Below are 20,333 nucleotides of genomic sequence, written 5' to 3' on the forward strand. Positions count from 1 at the left end.
TTCGGCTGGGGTATCGTTCTGAATCACAACTGCTTGTCTATCAGATCATCGGCACGACGGCGAGCTTCGAGCTCGACTTCGCCCATTTCCTCCACGGAGGCGAACACCGGGTTGCCGCGCAATTCGGCGTCCATCTGGTCGATGACGGCCTTGACCGTATCCACGATGCCCAGGTAGGGCAGCCGATGGTCCAGGAACGCGTGCACGGCCTGCTCATTCGCCGCGTTGAGCACGGCGGTATGCTTCTGCGAGGCCTTGAGGCACTGGCGCGCCAGATTCACGGCCGGGAACGCCTCATCGTCCAGCGGCTCGAAGGTCCAGGTGGCGGCCGTCGTCCAATCGCAGGGCGCCGCGATGTCGTCCAGACGGTCCGGCGCGGACAGGCCCAGCGCGATCGGCAGACGCATATCCGGCGGCGAGGCCTGGGCGATGGTGGCGCCGTCACGGAACTCCACCATCGAGTGCACGATGGACTGCGGATGCACGGTCACCACGATCCGGTCAGGCTCGATGTCGAACAGACGGCTCGCCTCGATGACCTCAAGTCCCTTGTTCATCAGCGTGGACGAGTTGATGGTGACGACAGGCCCCATGTTCCACGTCGGATGATGCAGCGCCTGCTCGGGGGTGACGTCGGCCATCTGCTCGCGCGTCATGCCGCGGAACGGGCCTCCCGACGCGGTGACGATCAGGCGCGAGACCTCGGCGTGGGTGCCGGAGCGCAGCGACTGCCAGATCGCGGAATGCTCGGAATCCACCGGATTGATCTGATTGTCCCGGGTCTGGGCGGAGAACAGCAGGTTGCCGCCCGCCACCACCGATTCCTTGTTCGCCAGGGCCAGTTGGGAGCCGGCCTTCAGCGCGGCGATGGACGGCTTCAGACCGATCGAGCCGGTGATGCCGTTGAGCACCACCGCGGCACCGCATCCGGCGACGGCCTCCACCGCATCCGGTCCGGCTTGAATCTGCGTGGTCACGGCACCGGCGCGGTCCAACGCCTCCCGCAGCGCAGGCACCACGTCGGCCCGGTATACGGCCACCTGCGGCACCTGGAACTCCGCGGCCTGCTTGGCCAACAGCTCCACATGGGCGCCGCCCGCCGCCAATCCGACGACGGTGAACCGGTCACGGTGGCGCGCGATGACGTCCAATCCCTGGGTGCCGATGGAACCGGTCGAACCAAGGATGACCACGGTGAGGTTCTGATTCACTGTTCCGGCTTCTTCCGCGTCGGTTCGTCATTGTCGAACGTGGGGAACGACAGATCGGGGATGTCCAGCGACGGCATGGCGTCCAGATTCAGCGAGCGCACCGTCGGCACGCTGGGGACGTCCAATGACGGCACCACCGGATCGGAGGCCGTCGGCATCGGCTGGGTCTGCTGCACGGCGGCGGCCAGATGCGCCAGCCCCGCCAGCGGATCCTCGCTCTTCTCCGGAGTGTTCTGTTCGGGAGTACTCCGTTCGGGCTGCTGCGCCACGGCTGCCGGCTCGGTCTTCCGGGCGTAATCCCACGCGACCGGTGCCGGCGCCGCAGGAGTCGTGTATTCGGGCGTGGGGGCCGGAGCAGGCATGGCGGTCGTCGTCACCGGGGACGCCGTCTCGGCAGTCGGTGCGGACGGTGCGGGAGCCGGGGCAGGCGGCACGGGCGCCACCGCGGGCTCACGCGGGGCGGCGGGTGCCGGAACGGCGAAGATCTGCTGCTCGACGCGATGCAGTTCGGCGAAATCGTCGTCCATCACCGTGGGGGACGCGGCCGTATCGAGCGGCTGGCTCTCCCCCCTCGGCGGGAACAGCGCCGGAGCCGCGGCCGTCTCGGCCACCGCACTGCGCTGCTGCGTGGTGGCGGGGTCATGGACGTAATCCGACACGCGGGCATAGGACTCGATGCGGCTCAGCAGCCGCACGCAGGCGTTCAGGTAGTTGTCCACCTGGCGTTCGTCATAGCCGCGCTTGCCCTTGCGCTGGGTGAAGATCACATTGGCCACGCTGGTGGAGTTCACATCCACCAGATCCTTCACGTCGTCGGCTGTCACCCCGTCCACGCCCAGTTCCGCGGCGGCCTTGTCGATGACCTGATCCACCAGACGGTCGACCTGCTTGCGATCGTAGGACGGAGCCTTGGCGTCACCCGGGCGGAAACGCTGACGCGCCGCGCGGTCGGCGTGAGCGGCCAGGCTGCGGTACAGATCCTCGGTCTGGGCCTTCCACACCACACGTCCGTGACGTGCGATCTCCCGGGTGGTCTGCTGATCCACCACGGCGCGTTCGAGCCGGCCCAACGCGGCGTCCACCTGGCTGATGACGTAGCCACCCTTGCTCAGGTCGAACGACACGTTCTGGATGTCCTGCTGCGTCAGCTGGGCGTCTTCGCTGTCATACAACGCGTGGGTACGTTCGAGGAACTCATCCACCTGTTCGGGGTTATATCCCCACTTGCGCTTGCCCGCCCGGGCGATGCCCGAAGCGTTCCTGCCGGATTCAGGTTGCTGCGCCATGGCTCTTGACCTCCTACGGTTACAACTCTGTAGTCCAGATTACGTGACCGTTGCGACGCGCCCGAGCACCAACACACGCCACGCGCTCGCCATACGGTCGAGGCATACGGTACAGTAGGTCGATGCGGGCGATTAGCTCAGTTGGTTAGAGCGCCACCTTTACACGGTGGATGTCGGGGGTTCGAGTCCCTCATCGCCCACACGAATCGTTATGGCCGCCGCGGCAATGCGGCGGCCATACGTCGTATTCAGCGCCCCTTGCCGAAGGCGCGCAGTCGGATGCCGTTCCAATCGGAGCTGACCGTCAACGGCGTCGCGGCGTTCATGCCTGCGGTTTTGGCCGCGGACTGCACCGTGCTGGAGCTGGCGGCGCCCGGACGCCCCGGCTTCGGGGTCAGCACCCACAGCGGCCCGTCCTCCCCCAGCACCGCATACGCGTCCACAATCGTGTCGGACAGTGCGTCCTCATCGTCGCCATCCCTCCACCAGATGATGACGCCATCAACGGCGGAATCGTATTCCTCGTCGACGAGATCCTCACCGGTCAGTTCCTCGATGGATGCACGGATGGAATCGTCTACATCGTCATCCCATAGCCATTCCTGAATGATGTCCCCACGGCTGAAACCGAATTCTTCAGCGTGTCGTGATGCTGTTTGGTTCACGTTGCACAATATAGCAAACCGGTGTGAACTCACGGGGTCTTTCCGCGCCGATTCGCGATTCCTCCCACATTCCGGACGCCCGTTGCCGCGCCGGGCAACGCCCTGTCCTACCGCGCCTTACAATGCGGCAGGCCATCCCCCCCTGCCCTGGCCGATGGCCGTCAGCGCATCGTACGCCTCGGACAGCGTGGATACGCATACGTCGCGTAACCCCTCGGGAACATTGCCCGCCACCTCGGCGGCGTTTGCCTCCGGCGCGAGGAACCAGGTGGCGCCGTCGCGCTTGGCCCCAAGCATCTTCAGGCGCACGCCGCCGATGGCGCCCACGTTGCCCTCGGCATCGATGGTTCCGGTGCCCGCGATCGTCCGCCCGCCGGTCTCGCTTTCGGGCGTCAGCTTATCGATCAGACCCAGCGCGTACATCATGCCGGCCGAGGGGCCGCCGATGCCTTCCACATGCATCTCCACGTCAACGCCCGACACATCCACGCCCCGGTCCTGCAGGAACGCCAGCGCGGCGTCGACCGCCTCCTGCTGGGATTGGTCCATCTCCTGCTGGCTCTCGCCGGCGTACTCCTCGGCGGTCTGCCCGATCGGCACCACGGCCTCGTTCGGCATGACCACGGTATCCGGGTCGAACCAGCCGATCAGCGCCACGATATTCGACACCGGATATCCGGGCACGCCCGACGCGTTGACGGTGGTCAGTAGCAGTTCGCCCTCGTCCGTGTAGGTGTCGGCGCCTTCGACCGCAATAACCTCGCCACCGGACCGCCCCGTCAGCTTCCCCAGCACATCCTGCGTGGGCCCGGGGGTTTCGATGCAGTAGGGGCTGGGGGCCGCCAGCGCGACCAGTCCCAGCAGCACGGCGAGCAGCCCGGCGCAGTACCGCAGCGAACGGGTTTCGAAGTACCGCCTCAGACGTTGGAATGCGCCTTTGGCGTGAAAACGGCGCGTGGAGTGCATATTCGGCATACCTCCCATACTATGGATACAACCGACGTTATCCTCACAGCGCGAAGGCGGAGACCGATATGGACGAGAATGCTATCCGGCAATGGCTGATCGAATGCTTCGGACCGATTCAGGGTGAGATGGCCTGGAGCCAGATCGCGAATCTGCCCGAGCCGATTCGCGAGCAGCTGCTCAGCCAGGATCCGAGCCGGTTGCCCAAACCCGCCGAGGTGCAGTCGATGATGCAGGCGTTCACCGCCGGGGGGCTGAACACCATGGACGATATGCAGCGCACCGTGCAGGAGGGGCCCATCAACGTCAAGCTCGCCACCTCCATAGCGTTGCAGCAGGCGAACGGCGAGGGCAGCGACCGCACCGTGAACGCCGAGCAGGGCCAGCTGGCCCGCAGGGCCGTCAGCGAGGCGAACCTATGGCTGGATACGGTCTGCCGGTTCGACCCGGTGCCCGGCGAGGTGCAGCTGCTGACCCGCTCCGGCTGGGTGGAGGGCACGCTGGACGCGTGGGCGGAGTTCGCCGCGCCGGTGGCCCAGTCGATGAACGACGCGGTGGCCTCCGTGATGTCCGAACGGCTCGGCGATGCCTTCGGCGACGGCGAGGTGGCCGGCATGTTCGCTGGCCCCGTGCCGATTCCGATTCCCGAGGGGATGAAGGACCCCGCCCAGCTGATACGGCTGCTGGCGAACACCTCGTTCGCCATGCAGCTGGGGAAGGCCGCCGGCGCCATGTCGCACGAGGTGCGCGGCAGCTTCGATCAAGGGCTGGCCCTGCTGAAGAATCCCGCAGGCGCGCTTATCGTGCAGAACATCATGGCGTATGCGGATTCGCTGGATATCCCGGTCGCCGAGGTCATGGCGTTCATCGCCTTGCAGGAGCTGGCCCATGCCCGGCTCTTCGCGGCCGTGCCGTGGCTGATGCCGCGGTTCGAGGCCCTGATCGGCAAGTATGCGCGCGGCATCACCATCGACCTGGACGCCATGGAGGAACAGCTGCGCGACGCCGCTTCGATGGATCCGGATTCCCTGTCCGGGGCGGTGAATCTGACCAAGGTGGGCATCCCCGACACCCCCGAACAGCAGGAGGCGCTGGCCAGTCTGGAGAATCTGCTGGCCCTGGTCGAGGGATGGGTCGATTGCGTGACCTGGAAGGCGGGCATGGCCCATATCCCGCATATCGAACAGCTCCGTGAGATGTCCCGCAGGGAGCGCGCCACCGGAGGCCCCGCGGAACGCACCTTCGCTCAGCTGCTCGGGATGCATCTGCGCCCCAAGCGCATGCGCGAGGCCGCCGCGCTGTGGGAACGCATCGGCTTGGAGGACGGCGACGACGCGCGCGACACCCGCTGGTCGCACCCCGATCTGCTGCCCGTCATGCCCACCGACGACGATCGCTCCATCGCCTCGGCCCCGGACGACGCCGAGGTGGACGCGCGTCCCGCCAACACCGATGCCGGCTCCGGCGACGACGGCACCACCGGCATCGACTGGGACGCCGAGCTCAGCAAACTGCTGGATGAGGGGCTGCCCGACGACGGGACGTCCGACGGCGACTCCTCCGGCACCGAACCGTCCGACAATTACGACAATTAAACAAGGAAACGACTGGCGCTGCGCTGCATGGCCGCAGCGCCGTCCTTGCCCCGCGCGTAGGACAGGTGCAGCGAATCCTCGGCGCGCGTGATGCCGACATACATCAGCCGCCGCTCCTCCTCCAACAGATCGCCCGGGGCGGGCGAACCGTACGGCAGCAGTCCCTCCGAGCAGCCGATCAGGAACACGTGCTTGAACTCCAGGCCCTTGGCGGCATGGATCGTGGACACGGTCACACCCGCGTCATCGCCCGAAACCCCCAACGTCTCCAGCATGGCCTGCCGCCCGGCCTGCCCGTCGTCCAATGCCGAACGCTGCCATCCGGCATCGCGACGCACCCGGAACCGCAACCCCTCACGCCGCAACGCCGCGCACACCACCTGCTGCTGCGCGTTGAGCCGCGTCAGCACCGCGCAGTCCTGCGGCGCCACCCCGCGCGCCGCCAGACGGGCAATCGCAGCGGCCACGCCGGCAGCCTCGTCGGCGTCCGTGCCGTACACGGTGCGGCTGATCCGCACGCCATCCCGGCGGCCGGAATCCAGCTTCAGGTAATCGGCCCGGTTCGGCGACGCCCCCAGGACACGGTTCGCGCACCGTACGATCTGCGGGGTCGAACGGTAATCCACAGCCAGATTGATGTCGGCCGACAGCGGGGCGAACTCATCGGCGAACCCCAGCAGATCGTAACTGCTCGCCCCCGCGAACGAGTAGATCGTCTGCGCGGGATCGCCCACCACGCACACGTTCCTGTTATCCCCCAACCACAGCCGCATCAGCCGATGCTGCAGCGGCGACACATCCTGGTACTCGTCCACCGTCAGCCATCGGATCGAGGAGCGGATGGCGGCGCCGACCTCCGGGAACCCGTCCAGCAGGTGGCAGGCAATCAGCAGGATGTCGTTGAAATCGATCTCCCCCTGTGAGGTCTTCACCGTCTCGTAGGCGCGGTAGACCTCCACGAACCGATCCGGCTCCATCCCCGCCGGCGGGCGGCGGTGCAACGCCGCGCACACCCGCGGATAGTCATCCGGGGCGATCAGCGACACCTTGGCCCAGTTGATCTCGGCGTGGATGTCGCGCAGATCGCTCTCCTGCGGCTGCAGTTCGCTGATCCGCGCGAAGGCCTTGGCCACCAACCCGCGCTGGTCGTCCGTGATATGCGGGAACGGGGTCTCGCACACCTCATCCCACACGCGCAGCAGCTGGTGCAACGCGGCGGAGTGGAAGGTGGCGGCGGTCACGGCCTCCCCGACGCCGAGTTTGGACAGCCGCACCCGCATCTCGGCGGCGGCCTTCACCGAGAAGGTGACCGCCAGCGTCCGCGCCGGATCCCAGGCGCCCGACGCGCAGGCGTAGGCGATGCGGCGCGTCACCGTGCGGGTTTTGCCCGCACCGGCCACGGCCACGATGCGCACCGGGCCGTCCACCGCCATCGCGGCGGCACGCTGCGCCTCGTCCAAACCGTCCAGAATCGCATCCGCCGAAGTTGCCATGCACCCATTGTGCCATGCTTCGCTTTGCACCATCCGTGTATTAGTGTGGAACTGTGACTCAGCGAAGCAAGTTCCAATTGGCGGCGTTGGCCTCGGCGGCCATGCCGAACATCGTCGTATCCGGAGTGCGCGGCGTGAACCAGGTAGCCCCGGCGGACGTGTCCTGCGACATCAGCCAGACCGTGGTACAGGATGCGTCAGGCAAACTGTACGACGTGTTCGTCACCGACACCGAAGCCGGACGGAAGCGGCTTCAGGACCGTGTGCGCGCCGCCGACACGCTGAGCAAGGCGCATGTGCCCGCGGGCCTGGGGTTCGCCGTGGATCGGGTGGCGGCGTTCGAATCCGGTGATAACGCCCACGGACCGACCGGCAGCACCGCGGTTATGATATGCCCCCATGTCATCGGGGACGCCCGGCCGCTGAATATGCTCACCATCGACGACTGCACGGCCATCGGCACGGCCATCGGCGCCATCCATCGCCTGCATGGGGCGTTCCTGACCGACAACGGCTATCCGGCATTCGCCACCGGGCAGATCCGCGCCCAGCTGACCGCCTGGATCAAGCGGCTGCGTCAGGCCGGGCACATCCCCGCCGAGATCACCACCAGCTGGTCGCAGGTGCTGGAGACCGAAGGGCTCTGGTCGTTCGCCACATGCCCCGTGCACGGTGGATTCGACGACGGCGACATCCTCTTCTCCGGTTCCACCATCACCGCCATCACCAATTGGCAGGATATGCAGATCAACGATCCCGCGCGCGATCTGGCGTGGATCTTCGCCAAGCTCGACGAAGCCCACCGCAACGCCGTGCTCGCCGCCTACGGCAGGATGCTCGGCAACCGACTGGACGACCTCATCATGCTGCGCGCGAACCTGTGGCTGCAGATGGAGCAGGTCGGCGAATTCGTTCAGGCGCTGAGCCGCGCGGACAACGCCAAGATCCTGCAGTTCAAGGCGCAGGTGGAGCGGCTCGCCCACCAGCTCGGAGTGATGACGCAGCGCGCCAAGAGCACCGCCGCCCCCGCCCAGCGTTCCGGCACGAAGCCGCCGAGCACCATCACCGTGGGCACCCTTCTCAATGACGCGGAACGCCGGCGCGCATCCGAAACGTCCACCGGACGGCCCCCCGCCGAAACCGTCGCCAGTGAGACCGCCGTCAACGACGACACCGGAGAGACCGACAAGACCGGTTCGTCGCAGATCGAGGCGGTCGGCGAGGCCGACGTCGATTCCACCGCCGATCACCCGGTGACCGCGCACACGTCGGGTTCCACCGCACAGACGGTCGTGTTCTCCGGCTCGATCGACACGGACGACGACACCGACGAGGCGGAGGTCCGGGACGTGACGGCACAGACCGAGGCCGCCCCGTCACATGACGCCGAATCGACCGCCACCATCGTCATCCCCCTGCTGGAACGTGAGGAGCGGGCGATGCGCGACGCGCAGGCCGGCCTTCACCCGGACGAGAACGACGACACGGGCGAGCGCACGCCGCGAGCGTAATCGGCCATGTCCCGGCGCAGGACGGGGCACAATACAATCGGAACACGTCAACTCACGGTATATCCGTATATCCGTCCTCCGGCCGAGCGGAGGACATAAGGAGGAAGCATGGACATCGAACTGGGCATCCGCGATGTGGCGCGCACGGTGAACTTCAGCACCGAGCAGAGCGCCGACGAGGTCGGCCAGGTCATCGCCGCCGCGGTGGCGGACGGCCGCACCATCGACCTGGTGGACGACAAGGGCCGCCATATCATCGTGCCGGCCGGTTCCCTGGGGTACGCGATCATCGGATCCGAAACCAAGCACGCCGTCGGCTTCGGCGCACTGTGACGCCGGGTCTGCCGGCCGTCCGCACCATCAGCGGATGACCGGCAAACAGCCGTAGCGGATGATCTCCTCCGCTACGGCGTCCTCGGTAAGATTCTCCCCCAGCGCATTCGGCTTGCCCGCACCGTGCCAGTCCGAGCCGCCGGTGACCAGCAGATCGAACCGATGCGCCAGACGCAGCAGACGTTCACGCTGTTCCGGCGGATTGCCACGGTGCCATACCTCAAGACCGCCCAGACCGGCTCGCGCCAGACGTTCGATCTGCGTGTCGGACAGCAGCACACGGTTGCGCCCGGGATCCCCCGCGTGGGCCACGACGCTCACGCCGCCGGCGGCTTTCACCGCCTCCACCACCTGCATCGCCGTGGGCGAGGGCGTGGGGATGTAGTACCGGCTGGAAGCACTCACCGCCCCCGCGAACGCGTCGGATCGCGTCGGGTAGACGCCCGCCGCCACCAGCGCATCGGCAATATGCGGGCGGCCGATGGTGGTGCGCTCCCCCTGTTTGGTCTGCGCCAGCACATCCTCCCACGTGATCGGGTAATCCTTGGCTATCATCTCCACCATCCGGCGGGTACGGCGCAGGCGGGCGCGCCGCGTGGCGGCGAACAGTTCGCGAATGCCCGCGTTCCCCGGATCGTATTGCAGCCCCAGCATGTGTACGGACACACCGTCGTCCACCGCGGTGATCTCCGTGCCGCGCAGCAGCGTCATCGACAATTCCCGAGCCGCCTGCTCGGCCTCCCGCCAGCCGGCGGTCGTGTCGTGATCGGCGATCGCCACGCCGTGCAATCCCCGGCGCACGGCCTCACGCACCAGGGTCCGCGGGGCCTCGGTGCCGTCGGAGTACACGGTATGGCAGTGGATATCCCAACCGGCCTGCGGCGGGGTATCGGCATAGGCAACAAGGGTCATACACCCATCGTAATCTGGTGAGCGGTATGGCGAACGCCATGAGTGGCGTCCACGCGGACACGAAGGATGATGATGAACGATTCGATGCAGTCTCCGACAACCGCAACCGATTATGACGCGGATACGACCACGGCGCGTTCCGGGCTGACGATTCCGGGGCGCAGCCTGCTGGGCGGCTGGCGGCATACCGCGCAGTGGACGTACCTGATCATGCTGATCGCCTCCGCGGTGGCGTTGTTCGCCTCGTTCGTGCTTTCGGCCGAAACCCTGCAGCTCGCCCGGCATCCGGGTCAGACGCTCGGCTGCGATATCAACGGCGTGCTCTCCTGCTCCACGGTGGCGCAGTCCTGGCAGGCGGAGATCGTCAAGTTCGGCGGGCTGAGCTATCCGAACGCGTTCTTCGGCATCGCCGCCGAGTCGGTGTTCGTGACCGTGGCCGTCATCGGCCTGTGTCAGGTGCGCGTGCCGCGCTGGTTCGCCGCCTGCACCTGGTTCGGCGGGCTGGCGGCGCTGGCCTACGCCTACTGGCTGTTCAGCCAGTCGATGTTCGTCATCAACGCGCTGTGCCCATGGTGCATGGTGCTGATGTTCTCCACCACCATCCAGTTCATGGCGCTGTCACATGCCACGGTGGTGGTGCAGGGGCTGCCGCCGAAGGCCGATGGGCTGCGCACCTACTACCGACTCCATATCGACCTGATGATGGACGCGGTATGGGTACTCGCCGTCATCACGCTGATCCTGGTGGTCGACGGACCGGCGCTGTTCGCCTAGCGCACCCTGGCGTATCCCGCTTCACCGGTGGCCCGTGCATGAATGCACGGGCCACCGCGTATCCGCCGACGATGCCCGGATTGGCCGCGGCGACGCTGTTACTGCAGGCTGATTCGGCCCACGATGGTGGCGGGACCGGTGAGCACGACCTCGGTGTCATCCACGTCGACGCGCACGATACCGCCGCGCACCGTGATATCCCAATGGTCGATCCGCGTCCGCCCGCGCAGTACCACGCCCGTGGCACACAGGCCGGTGCCGCAGGACAGCGTCTCCCCGCAGCCGCGTTCATGCACGCGCATCGTGGCCTTGCCGATGCCGTCCGGGTCGGACGCGTCATCGATCCGGACGAACTCCACATTCTGATCGGTTTCGATCGTCGGCGTCACCACCGGTTTGACGGTCAGGTCCAGGTCCTCCACGTCCGGCAGCGTCGCCACGGGTCGCCACAACGGCACCACCACATGCGGGTTGCCCATATCCACGAACGTTCCGCGCCCCTCGCCCGGCATGCCGGGGATCGTGACCGTATACGCATCGTCCGCGCCCCTGGACCAGGCGCCCATCCGCACCTGGAACACATCCCTGCCGTATGGCGCCACATCGCCCAGCGAGGTCAGCACCTTCACCCCGGCGCGCGTGCCCAGTCGGAACGGTTCGCCGCCGGGGCCATCGGCGATGCCTTGGCGCTGGGCGAACAGCGTGATCGCCCGCGTGCCGTTGCCGCACATCTCCGCCAGCGACCCGTCGGCGTTGCGGTAGTCCATGAACCATGCGGCGTCGCCGTCCGCGCATTCGGCAATCTGCTCCGCGTTCAGATCGGACACCATCGCGGGATGGGTCAGACGGATCAGGCCGTCGCCGCCGATGCCGAAATGCCGGTCGCACAGGAACCGCACCTCGTCGGCGGTCGGCTCGTACCGGCCGTCAGGGTCCAGATACACCACGAAATCGTTGCCGGTGGCGTGCGCCTTGAAAACGTCATGGGGAATGCTCATGGCTTCGAGCCTACCGCCACCCCGGGGCGGGACGGTATTCTGGAGAGGACACCGTGTGCGACCGCACGCGCACGGACGGTATACAGACAACACAGGAGGCGGCATGGCATCAACGGCACCGATCGGCGTGTTCGATTCCGGCTTGGGCGGCATCTCGGTGGCGCATGAGATCCGTCGCGCCATGCCGCATGAGCGGGTGCTGTACTTCGGCGATTCCGCCAACGCCCCCTACGGTACGAAGACGCCGGAACAGGTGCGCGAGCTCTCGTTCGCCATCGTGGAACACTTCGTGAAACAGGGAGTCAAGGCGGTGGTGATCGCCTGCAACACCGCCACCTCGGCCGCGGTCAACGAGCTGCGGGACACGTATGAGATCCCGATCATCGGCATGGAGCCGGCGCTCAAGGTGGCCTGCGACCGCGGACACGGGGAACGTCAGCGGGTGATTGTGGCCGCCACGCCGCTGACGCTGCGGGAACGCAAGTTCGCCGCGCTGATGGACCGGTTCAAGGCCGATCACACGATTCACCCGGAGCCGTGTCCTGATTTGGTGTCGATTGTGGAGAGCGGACGGCTGGACGATCACGATCTGGTGATGCGCACGTTGCACGGGTATTTCGACCACTACGACCTGGATTCGATCGACGCCGTGGTGCTCGGCTGCACGCACTTCGTGTTCTACCGCGGGTATTTCCGCGAGTTGCTGCCCGATTCGGCGGCCATCATCGACGGCAACGAGGGCACGGTGCGGCATCTGCATGTGGTGCTGGAATCATTGGGCAAACTGGCGCCCGAGGACGCCGTAGGCGGTGTGGAGCTGGCGAATTCCGACCCGTCACCGCGCGTCGCCGCCCTGGCACGGGACCTCCTGCAGCGTCCATAGCGCTCTTCCCGGGATCTCCCGCGGCACCCGTCAGACTCCCTCCTGCAGTCCGCAAGCCCCTTCCCGCACCAACACGCCCGGCTTCTGCGGACTCTGATGCATCGTGACTCTGACACAAGGTGCAAAACGGCGGAATATCAAGGGTCTGAACTCGTATCACAGTCACAGAAGTGTCACAGTCCGCACAAACCGGATGTGTCGGGAAACTAGCAGCCGCCGGCGGAAATGTCGAGGCCGGGCGCGTAAGCTCGCCAATCATAGCGCGAAAGGGGTTTGACGATGACGCAGACAGCACAGACGGCACAGGCAACACAAACGGTACAAGCAACGCAGACGGTACAGGCAACACAACCGACGGCGCATAAGACGGCCATCATCGACGTGGGCGGCGGTTATCGCGCGATCTTCGGCGCGGGCGTGCTCGACCGGTGTCTGGAGGACGGCATCACCTTCGACAGCTGCTACGGCGTTTCGGCCGGCAGCGCGAACCTGACCTCGTTCCTGGCCGGCCAGCATGGCCGCAACCACACGTTCTACACCCAGTACGCGTTCCGCAAGGAGTACGCGAGCACCGAGAACTTCCTCAAGGACCGCAACTTCGTGGACCTGGACTACGTGTACAGCACGCTGAGCAACCACGACGGCGAGAACCCGTTGGACTATGAGGCGTTCCTCGGCAATCCCGCCAAGTTCACCGTGGTGGCCTGCGACGCGCGCGACGGATCCACCAAGTACTTCACCCGTTCCGACATGGGCTACGAGTCGATCGACCCGATCAAGGCCTCCAGCTCGGTGCCGGTGGCCAACGAACCGTACGTGATCGACGGCGTGCCGTACTACGACGGGGGCATCGCCGATCCGGTGCCGGTGCAGAAGGCGGTGGACGACGGCTGCGACCGCATTGTGGTGGTGCTGACCCGGCTGAAGGACGAGCTGCGCGAGCAGAAGAAGGACGTCGCCCCCGCGCGCGTGCTCAAGCATCTGTATCCGGCGGCCGCCGAACGCCTGCTCAACCGGTACAAGACCTACAACGACGAGGTGGCGCTGGCCAAGGAGTACGAGAAGCAGGGCATCGCGATGATTCTGGCCCCCGACGACCTGTGCGGGCTGAGCACGCTGACCAAGACCTACGAGGGGTTGGAGCGCATGTACCGCAAGGGGTATGCGGCCGCCGCCCGGATCGGCGACTTCCTGAACAGCTGACCGCACGGCCGCCAGATTCGGCGGATCCCGCATGTCCGCGGACCCATTCCACACCGAGAACACTCAGCCGTACCCTCCGAAACGAGGCCGGGCAACTCCTACAACGGGGGGTGTCCCGGCCTCGTTCAGTTTCCAGGCGTAGACTCGCTTCCAGCCGACGAAAGCGAGGACGCCATGGATCTGTATGTCAATGCCAGGTTTCTGCCGATGACCGGCGAGCACGATACCTTTGAGGCCATGCTGGTGGGCGATGACGGCACCATCGCCTTCACCGGATCATTGGAGCAGGCCCGCGACCGCGCCGCACAGCTGCGGCGCACCGCGTCCGGTTCCCCAGTTCGACAGATCGATTGCGAAGGCCATTGCGTCATGCCCGGCCTGATCGACCCCCATTCACACTTCAGTGGCGCCACGCAGTACTTCACCGCGGCGGACCTGAGCGACGCACGGAGTTTCGACGACGTGACCCGGCTGCTCACCGATTTCGCGCGGCGCCGCGGCTGGCTCACGGCCACCGATGAGGCGGCACCAGCGCACGCCGACGACGGCGTGATCCTGATCGGCGTGGGATTGGACGACACCCATCTGGACGAGCACCGGATGCCGGACCGCGTGGTACTCGACCGGGTGAGCGCCACCCTGCCGGTGGTCGTCAACCATGTCTCCGGTCACAATCTGGCCTGCAACACCCGCATGCTGCAACTCGCCGACGTCACCGCCGACACTCCCGATCCGACCGGCGGCCGTTATCTGCGGGATGCGGACGGCAGGCCGGACGGCCGTTGCGTGGAGCCGCCGGCCATGTCGCCGGTGTTCACCTATATCCAGTCGCATCAGCGGTTGGATATGCATGCGCTGGTCGGCGACATGCAGGATCTCTACGCTTCGCATGGCATCACCACCGTGCAGGATGGCGCCACCACCGCGCATGACGTCGCCGCGTTCGCCGGCATCGCCGATCACGACGGCTTCCGCGTGGATCTGGTCTCCTATCCGATGTTCGGCGAGGATGTGGATGGCGTGTTCCGTGAATTCGCACGGTACGATTCCGCCACCTACCATGGCGGTTTCCGGTTTGGCGGGCGCAAGCTGTTCATGGATGGCTCCCCGCAGGCACGCACCGCATGGCTGACCGAACCGTATACGCCCGGCGCGGAAGGCGCGGGCTACCGCGGCCACGCTACCGTGGATCTCGATGCCGCCTACCGGTTCGCGTTGGCGGCGTTCGACGAGGGCCATCAGCTGCTGTGCCACTGCAACGGCGATGCCGCGTCGGACGCGTATCTGGATCTGGTGGAGCGGGCGATGCACGAATCAACGAATCCACGCAAGCGGGAGTTGAAACCGGTGATGGTCCACTGCCAGTTCGCGCGACGCGACCAATACGAGCGCATGCGCACGCTGGGGGTGATTCCGTCGATTTTTGTGGCGCATACCTGGTATTGGGGAGACACGCACATCGCCAATATGGGAATGGGGCGTGCCTCGGAAATCAGCCGGGTGCACGATGCGCTTGAACTGGGTCTGCCGTTCACCTTCCACACCGATTCCCCGGTGATCGAACCGAACCTGTTCGAATCGGTATGGTGCGCGGCCACACGCATAACAAGGGCCGGCGTACAGCTCGACCCGGCTCAACGCGTGGGCATCTACGACGGTTTGCAGGCCGTGACCGTGAACGCGGCCGCCCAATACGGCGAGCTCAACCGCAAGGGCACGTTGGAGGTCGGCAAACTGGCCGATTTGGCGATTGTGGCGCGCAATCCGCTGGATTGCGATGTCTCCCCGGATTCCGCGGACTCCCCCACCGCCCTACGCAACCTGCAGGTTCTGGCCACCATCAAGGCCGGACGCCTGATCTGGCAGCATAGCTAAAGGAATGCGTATCAACCACCCATACGATAGTCGGCCGCATACACGAAAGGTTCCCCACCTTCGGGTTCCGCCCAATCGTAGGGTTGGAACGCGGCGGAGGGGAACCTTCGCACTAGTCGTTCGGGAGTGTGCCGTCACAGCACGCAACTCCCCGATCGCACATTACCTATCGGCTTCGCGCATTACTTACCGACTTCGCCGGCGGTGAGCATGGCCTTGGTGACCTGCTCATAGAGATCCTGGTAGCCGCCGGGGGTCGAGGCGGGCAGCACCACGGTCTTGGCGTTGTTCGATTCGGACAGCGAGCGCATGACGTCCAGATACTGGTTGAACAGCACGACGTTGTTCACGTTGTTGATGTCCATGCCCACGGCCTGGAGGCTCTTGATCTGGTCGACGATACCGTTGGCGATCTCACGGCGGTAGTTCGCCTGGCCTTCACCCTGCAGGCGGGTCTTCTCGGCCTCGGCGGCGGCCTGGGTCTCGATCTGGATGCGCTGGGCCTCGGCGCGCTGACGGGTGGCTTCCTTCTCGCGCTGGGCGGCGTTGATGGAGTCCATCGCGCTCTTGACCTGCGGGCTCGGGTCGATCGCGGTGATCAGCGTCTTGACCACGGTGAAGCCGAAGCGCGCCATCTCGGCGCCGACGGTCTTCTGCACGTCGGAGGCCACATCGTCCTTGCGGGCGAACGCGTCATCCAGGCTCAGGGCCGGGATCGCGGAACGCAGCGCGTCCTCCATATAGGAGCGCAGCTGGCCCGCCGGATCGCGCAGCTCGTAGTAGGCGGTGGCCACGTCCTGCGGGTTCACACGGAACTGCGTGGAGGCCACCACCGTCACGAACACGTTGTCGAGCGTCTTGGTTTCCAGCTGCACGTTGATCTGCGAGACGCGCATATTCGTCTTCATGGCGATGCGGTCCACGAACGGGATCTTCAAGTGGATACCCGCGAACTGCACCTTGTTGAACTTGCCGAATCGCTCGATGATGTACGCCTGCTGCTGCGGCACGATGAACAGCGCTGCGCCAAGCACGGCGACAATGATGACCAGCACGACGATCAGCGTTATCCATGCCCCCACTGCGACGTCGAACATGATGACTCCTTCCATCATCGACACGGCACCACTTGCCGCATCCTGTGGCACCATCTTACCAATCGCGGCCTTTCCGCACGTCATGTGCCACCGACGCCCAGATGAACTTCCTGTGTCGGTTCGCCGACGATCCGGACATGCACAGGACGATGGGTCTACTACAGTGATGCCCATGAGAATCCGACATGCGACATTGGACGACGCCGCGGCGATCGCATTGGTGGAGGCCGCCTGCTTCCCGGCAGCCGAGGCGGCGAGCGAGCGCGAGGTGCGCGCGCGACTGGCCGTGTATCCGAATCACTTCTGGCTGATGGTGGATACCGCGGCGACCGAGCATGGCAACGAGGCGGACGACGCCGGGGTTGCTAGCGACACAGTCCGGGATGGTCGACTCGTCGCGTTCGTCAACGGGTTCGTGACCGATGAGGCGGATCTGACCGACGAGATGTACGAGGACGCCTCGATGCATGACGAGCACGGCGCCTGGCAGATGATCTTCGGCGTGGACACCGCGCCCGAATACCGACACCATGGGTATGCGAGCATGCTGCTGCGCGCGGCTATCGAGGATGCCCGTGCCGCGGGACGCGCGGGACTGGTGCTGACCTGCAAGGACCGGCTCATCGGGTTCTATGAGCGGCTGGGATTCGTGAACGAGGGCGTGTCCGGTTCCACGCACGGCGACGTGACCTGGTACCAGATGCGGCTGCGATTCTAAGCCGCGACAGGTGACGGCGGGACGGCCCCGAACCACGCCGCGACCTGCTCCTCACTTACCGGCTTCAATCCCCACGAATCCAGCCCGACGTGCAGCGAGTCCGTCTGCCGACCGGCTTTCGTGTGCTGATGCGTATGCCCGAACAGCAGACGGTGGCCATCCCGCGGCAACGCGTCGGGCGCGTAACCGGGGTCGTAGGCGTTGTCGGACACGTCGCCGGTCGGATCGCGGAAGCCGTCCATATCCTCCCGGTACGGGAAGTGGCTGAGATGGTACTCGACACCGCCGATGGTGACAGTCGCCGAATCCTGGATGGTGGCGAAGGCGTGATGCCATTCGCCGTCCAACTCCCGGTGATGGAAGTTCACGTCATGGTTGCCGACGACCAGATGCAGCCGGCGCGCGTGGATGGCGTGCAGGCAGTGGCGGATATGCTCCATCGACGTGCGGTAGCCGACATCGCCCATGACCCACAGCTCGTCCACCGGGGTTAGCGTGGCGTTGATCGAGGCGATGACGGCGGTGTCGTGTGCATCGGTGTCGGCGATATCCGCCATCCGCAGATGCCGCTTGTTGGCGGCCCGCTTGACGTACTGCGCCGCCGCGGCAATCCCCTGCTCCGCAACGGCATGGTCGTACCCGGCCTTGATGTCGGCATCGGCGATGAACCCGCGCAACGCCGACACCAACGGATGTCCGAAGTGCGTATCGGTCGTGAAATACATCGCCATCGTCGGCTCCTCTCTTCCTACAGCAGAAGCCTACCCGATTCTTCACGCCGCCGCACCGCCGTATGGCGCCGCACCGGCTACGACGTCCGGGGTCGCGCCTCTGGATCCACCGGCTCCAACGCCTTATGCTCCCCGTGGACGAGGACCCCATCGGACAGCAACTGTTTGACCGCGGCGCGAATCTGAGCGCTCGTGGCATGCGGCGCGGAACCATAGCCATCGACCCGGTCCAATCCGCAACCGGTAACGTTCAGGCTCCGCGACCCCTGGATCGCGTTGACGATTTTCGCGACGCCATACCCATGCCCCTGTTCGGCATAGATATTGCGCACATACGCCGCAATCCGCGTCTTCAACTGCGGATCGACGACCATCGACTCGACGACCACCGTGCGGGATGACGCCCGACCGCCGTGCCCATCGGTACGCGACCTGACATCCGCTGCGGCTTGTCGCCTTGTGCAATACCCGCAGGCACCGCACGATGCCGATTCCGGACGGTCGCCGAAATATCGCAGAATCTGTCCGCGCAGACATGCGGAGGCATCGCAATACCGTTCCATCGCGCGGCTTCGGGCCAATGCCGCCTCCTTGGCCCGCTTGCGGTCGTTCTCATCCGCGAGCGCGGTGCCGACGGAGTCCTTGATACGCCGCCGGTGCAGTTCGAAATCGAATTCGCTCCACAACAGCGTACAGGTGGCCGGCTGCCCGTCCCTTCCGGCACGTCCGGCCTCCTGGTAGTACTCCTCCATGCTGGATGGAACGCTGTCGTTGATCACCCAGCGCACATCGGGCTTGTCGACACCCATGCCGAACGCGGTGGTGGCTGTGATGACATCGATGTCGTCGTTGAGGAACCCGTCCTGCACCCGTGTTTTGCGCGCCTCATCCATCCGTGCGTGGAAGTATTCGGCGTTGACTCCGGCATCCTTCAACGCTTCAGCCAGTTCCTCGGTCCGGTCCCGCGACATGCAGTAGACGATGCCGCTCTCCCCCGGATGCCGACGGGCATAGTCTATGACGTATTCGGTGCGTTCCGTCTTGCCGTTCACCCGACGCCTGTCGAAGAACAGGTTCGGCCGGTCGAAACCGGCGGCAGCGGATAGCGGGTCCCGCAATCGCAGGTTGCGTATGATACCGGTCCGGGTTTCCGACGTGGCGGTGGCGGTGAACGCGGCGACGACCGGACGTTCCGGCAGCTGCTCGATGAAATCCGCAATGCCCAGATAGTCGGGGCGAAAATCCTGTCCCCATTGGAATACGCAGTGCGCCTCATCGACGGCGATCAGACGGATGCGAATGGATTGGCAGAACCGCACGAATCCGGGCGAGGTCAACCGCTCGGGCGAGACATACAGCAGACGCACCGCCCCGTTGCGAATCTCCTGCTCGATACGAATGTGCTCCTCCCGCCCGGTGGCGGAGTCGATCAGCGCGGCGGGAATACCGCGGGCATTCAGCTGGTTGACCTGATCGTGCATGAGCGCCCGCAGCGGGGTGATGACCAGAACCAGGGCGGGGCGACCGCCTTTGCCGGCCGCGCAGGCGGGAATCTGGTAACAGACGGATTTGCCGGCGCCCGTCGGCATGACGGCCAGCACATCGCGACGATTGAGGATGGCAGTGATGACCTCCAACTGCCGACCACGGAAGGAATCGTATCCGTAGAAGCGCTGGAGCGTACGCAGCGCCCACGGGGTGTAATCGGGGGCGGCCTGCGGCGAGACATCTGGCATGATGTCCACGGTACACCGATTGCGCCGGAACGGGAATGGGTGAAGTCACCGTGTAGGTCGCCAGCCTGTGCGGATGCGAATCGCATGATGCCATGGTTCTTGGGTTTGTGCGGGCTCGCAGTCCCGTACGGCAGTACGCGTTCCACGCCGACGGTGGATAATGGCGGTATGACTGCAACATATATGATTCGACCGATTACGCCGGCCGTCTTCGCGGCGCCGGGCGTCTCGGAGACGCTCTGCCCCGCGATCCCCAGCGATCCGGCCATCGCGCGTCCGGACAGGCCCTACCCGTCCAGACGGAGGACCGCCTTGGCCTTGATTTTCCTTACCATGCTGGCAGCTC

At 65.7% G+C, this 20,333-nt stretch carries 17 protein-coding genes, 1 tRNA gene and 1 pseudogene; 9 read left to right on the forward strand and 10 right to left on the reverse strand.

The features are described from left to right. Positions 1 to 23: 23 nt before the first annotated feature. Both dxr and BIGA_RS03795 read right to left on the reverse strand, forming a co-directional pair. Entirely contained in the window at positions 24 to 1,211 is a 1,188-nt protein-coding gene (gene dxr / locus BIGA_RS03790) for a 1-deoxy-D-xylulose-5-phosphate reductoisomerase (RefSeq protein ID WP_033507803.1), read from the reverse strand. After that, positions 1,208 to 2,497: a DivIVA domain-containing protein gene (locus BIGA_RS03795; protein WP_051917063.1), complete on the reverse strand. Its 1,290-nt coding sequence runs from the start codon at positions 2,495 to 2,497 to the stop codon at positions 1,208 to 1,210. Before BIGA_RS03795 ends, dxr begins: the two co-directional genes overlap by 4 nt. 126 nt (positions 2,498 to 2,623) lie before the next feature. Between BIGA_RS03795 and BIGA_RS03800 the strand changes: the two genes are divergently transcribed. Further along, a tRNA-Val gene (locus BIGA_RS03800) sits at positions 2,624 to 2,697 on the forward strand. 48 nt (positions 2,698 to 2,745) lie between these two features. Here the strand turns inward: BIGA_RS03800 and BIGA_RS03805 are convergent. After that, on the reverse strand, positions 2,746 to 3,171 hold the full coding sequence (locus BIGA_RS03805; RefSeq protein WP_033507802.1) for a DUF3052 domain-containing protein: 426 nt from the start codon (positions 3,169 to 3,171) through the stop codon (positions 2,746 to 2,748). A gap of 98 nt (positions 3,172 to 3,269) precedes the next feature. Next, positions 3,270 to 4,128 (reverse strand): annotated as a pseudogene (locus BIGA_RS03810) (YlbL family protein). Between the two features lie 68 nt (positions 4,129 to 4,196). Between BIGA_RS03810 and BIGA_RS03815 the strand changes: the two are divergent. Further along, a complete protein-coding gene (locus tag BIGA_RS03815; RefSeq protein WP_033507800.1) occupies positions 4,197 to 5,723 on the forward strand; it encodes a zinc-dependent metalloprotease in 1,527 nt (508 codons plus the stop codon). Here the strand turns inward: BIGA_RS03815 and BIGA_RS03820 are convergent. Next, on the reverse strand, positions 5,720 to 7,216 hold the full coding sequence (locus tag BIGA_RS03820; protein ID WP_033507799.1) for an ATP-dependent helicase: 1,497 nt from the start codon (positions 7,214 to 7,216) through the stop codon (positions 5,720 to 5,722). The genes BIGA_RS03815 and BIGA_RS03820 overlap by 4 nt on opposite strands. Positions 7,217 to 7,317: 101 nt before the next feature. On the opposite strand from BIGA_RS03820, the gene BIGA_RS03825 reads away from it, so the two are divergent. Next, on the forward strand, positions 7,318 to 8,727 hold the full coding sequence (locus BIGA_RS03825; RefSeq protein ID WP_033507806.1) for a phosphotransferase: 1,410 nt from the start codon (positions 7,318 to 7,320) through the stop codon (positions 8,725 to 8,727). A gap of 108 nt (positions 8,728 to 8,835) precedes the next feature. After that, the gene (locus tag BIGA_RS03830) at positions 8,836 to 9,060 is read left to right on the forward strand and encodes a DUF3107 domain-containing protein (protein WP_033507798.1); all 225 of its coding nucleotides are present in this window, start codon (positions 8,836 to 8,838) and stop codon (positions 9,058 to 9,060) included. Positions 9,061 to 9,087: 27 nt separating this feature from the next. On the opposite strand, the gene BIGA_RS03835 is transcribed toward BIGA_RS03830, so the two are convergent. Then, a complete protein-coding gene (locus BIGA_RS03835) occupies positions 9,088 to 9,972 on the reverse strand; it encodes a PHP domain-containing protein (protein ID WP_033507797.1) in 885 nt (294 codons plus the stop codon). 84 nt (positions 9,973 to 10,056) lie between these two features. On the opposite strand from BIGA_RS03835, the gene BIGA_RS03840 reads away from it, so the two are divergent. Next, positions 10,057 to 10,746, forward strand: a complete 690-nt coding sequence (locus BIGA_RS03840; protein ID WP_081929457.1) for a vitamin K epoxide reductase family protein — start codon at positions 10,057 to 10,059, stop codon at positions 10,744 to 10,746. A 98-nt stretch (positions 10,747 to 10,844) separates the two neighbouring features. Here BIGA_RS03840 and dapF read toward each other — a convergent pair whose 3' ends face one another. Then, complete coding sequence (gene dapF / locus BIGA_RS03845) at positions 10,845 to 11,744, reverse strand: diaminopimelate epimerase (protein ID WP_033507796.1); 900 nt, start codon at positions 11,742 to 11,744, stop codon at positions 10,845 to 10,847. Positions 11,745 to 11,847: 103 nt separating this feature from the next. Here dapF and murI point away from each other — a divergent pair, with 103 nt between their 5' ends. The 3 genes from murI to BIGA_RS03860 all read left to right on the forward strand — a co-directional run bounded on the left by murI (position 11,848) and on the right by BIGA_RS03860 (position 15,705). Continuing rightward, positions 11,848 to 12,627, forward strand: coding sequence for a glutamate racemase (gene murI, locus BIGA_RS03850; RefSeq protein ID WP_033507795.1), 780 nt, complete (start codon positions 11,848 to 11,850; stop codon positions 12,625 to 12,627). Positions 12,628 to 12,906: 279 nt separating this feature from the next. Then, the gene (locus BIGA_RS03855) at positions 12,907 to 13,830 is read left to right on the forward strand and encodes a patatin-like phospholipase family protein (RefSeq protein ID WP_081929414.1); all 924 of its coding nucleotides are present in this window, start codon (positions 12,907 to 12,909) and stop codon (positions 13,828 to 13,830) included. Between the two features lie 174 nt (positions 13,831 to 14,004). Next, positions 14,005 to 15,705, forward strand: coding sequence for an amidohydrolase (locus tag BIGA_RS03860; protein ID WP_033507791.1), 1,701 nt, complete (start codon positions 14,005 to 14,007; stop codon positions 15,703 to 15,705). 182 nt (positions 15,706 to 15,887) lie between these two features. On the opposite strand, the gene BIGA_RS03865 is transcribed toward BIGA_RS03860, so the two are convergent. Beyond that, positions 15,888 to 16,802, reverse strand: a complete 915-nt coding sequence (locus BIGA_RS03865; RefSeq protein WP_033507790.1) for an SPFH domain-containing protein — start codon at positions 16,800 to 16,802, stop codon at positions 15,888 to 15,890. A gap of 166 nt (positions 16,803 to 16,968) precedes the next feature. Here BIGA_RS03865 and BIGA_RS03870 point away from each other — a divergent pair, with 166 nt between their 5' ends. Beyond that, positions 16,969 to 17,520 carry a GNAT family N-acetyltransferase gene (locus tag BIGA_RS03870; RefSeq protein ID WP_237744039.1) on the forward strand — a complete coding sequence of 184 codons (552 nt, stop codon included), beginning with the start codon at positions 16,969 to 16,971 and terminating at the stop codon, positions 17,518 to 17,520. Here BIGA_RS03870 and BIGA_RS03875 read toward each other — a convergent pair. Both BIGA_RS03875 and BIGA_RS03880 read right to left on the reverse strand, forming a co-directional pair. Then, entirely contained in the window at positions 17,517 to 18,251 is a 735-nt protein-coding gene (locus BIGA_RS03875; RefSeq protein WP_051917065.1) for a metallophosphoesterase family protein, read from the reverse strand. The genes BIGA_RS03870 and BIGA_RS03875 overlap by 4 nt on opposite strands. Before the next feature lie 77 nt (positions 18,252 to 18,328). Continuing rightward, positions 18,329 to 19,987: a RecQ family ATP-dependent DNA helicase gene (locus tag BIGA_RS03880; protein WP_052122833.1), complete on the reverse strand. Its 1,659-nt coding sequence runs from the start codon at positions 19,985 to 19,987 to the stop codon at positions 18,329 to 18,331. Between the last annotated feature and the right edge of the window lie 346 nt (positions 19,988 to 20,333).

This window comes from Bifidobacterium pullorum subsp. gallinarum (assembly GCF_000741215.1).
Classification (GTDB): domain Bacteria; phylum Actinomycetota; class Actinomycetes; order Actinomycetales; family Bifidobacteriaceae; genus Bifidobacterium; species Bifidobacterium pullorum_B.

Coding starts and splice junctions, on each gene's coding strand:
- BIGA_RS03795 (WP_051917063.1), bottom strand. CDS start 2,497: ATGGCGCAGCAACCTGAATCCGGCAGGAACGCTTCGGGCATCGCCCGG.
- BIGA_RS03815 (WP_033507800.1), top strand. CDS start 4,197: ATGGACGAGAATGCTATCCGGCAATGGCTGATCGAATGCTTCGGACCG.
- BIGA_RS03820 (WP_033507799.1), bottom strand. CDS start 7,216: ATGGCAACTTCGGCGGATGCGATTCTGGACGGTTTGGACGAGGCGCAG.
- BIGA_RS03825 (WP_033507806.1), top strand. CDS start 7,318: ATGCCGAACATCGTCGTATCCGGAGTGCGCGGCGTGAACCAGGTAGCC.
- BIGA_RS03830 (WP_033507798.1), top strand. CDS start 8,836: ATGGACATCGAACTGGGCATCCGCGATGTGGCGCGCACGGTGAACTTC.
- BIGA_RS03835 (WP_033507797.1), bottom strand. CDS start 9,972: ATGACCCTTGTTGCCTATGCCGATACCCCGCCGCAGGCCGGTTGGGAT.
- BIGA_RS03840 (WP_081929457.1), top strand. CDS start 10,057: ATGCAGTCTCCGACAACCGCAACCGATTATGACGCGGATACGACCACG.
- dapF (WP_033507796.1), bottom strand. CDS start 11,744: ATGAGCATTCCCCATGACGTTTTCAAGGCGCACGCCACCGGCAACGAT.
- murI (WP_033507795.1), top strand. CDS start 11,848: ATGGCATCAACGGCACCGATCGGCGTGTTCGATTCCGGCTTGGGCGGC.
- BIGA_RS03855 (WP_081929414.1), top strand. CDS start 12,907: ATGACGCAGACAGCACAGACGGCACAGGCAACACAAACGGTACAAGCA.
- BIGA_RS03860 (WP_033507791.1), top strand. CDS start 14,005: ATGGATCTGTATGTCAATGCCAGGTTTCTGCCGATGACCGGCGAGCAC.
- BIGA_RS03865 (WP_033507790.1), bottom strand. CDS start 16,802: ATGTTCGACGTCGCAGTGGGGGCATGGATAACGCTGATCGTCGTGCTG.
- BIGA_RS03870 (WP_237744039.1), top strand. CDS start 16,969: ATGCCCATGAGAATCCGACATGCGACATTGGACGACGCCGCGGCGATC.
- BIGA_RS03875 (WP_051917065.1), bottom strand. CDS start 18,251: ATGGCGATGTATTTCACGACCGATACGCACTTCGGACATCCGTTGGTG.
- BIGA_RS03880 (WP_052122833.1), bottom strand. CDS start 19,987: ATGCCAGATGTCTCGCCGCAGGCCGCCCCCGATTACACCCCGTGGGCG.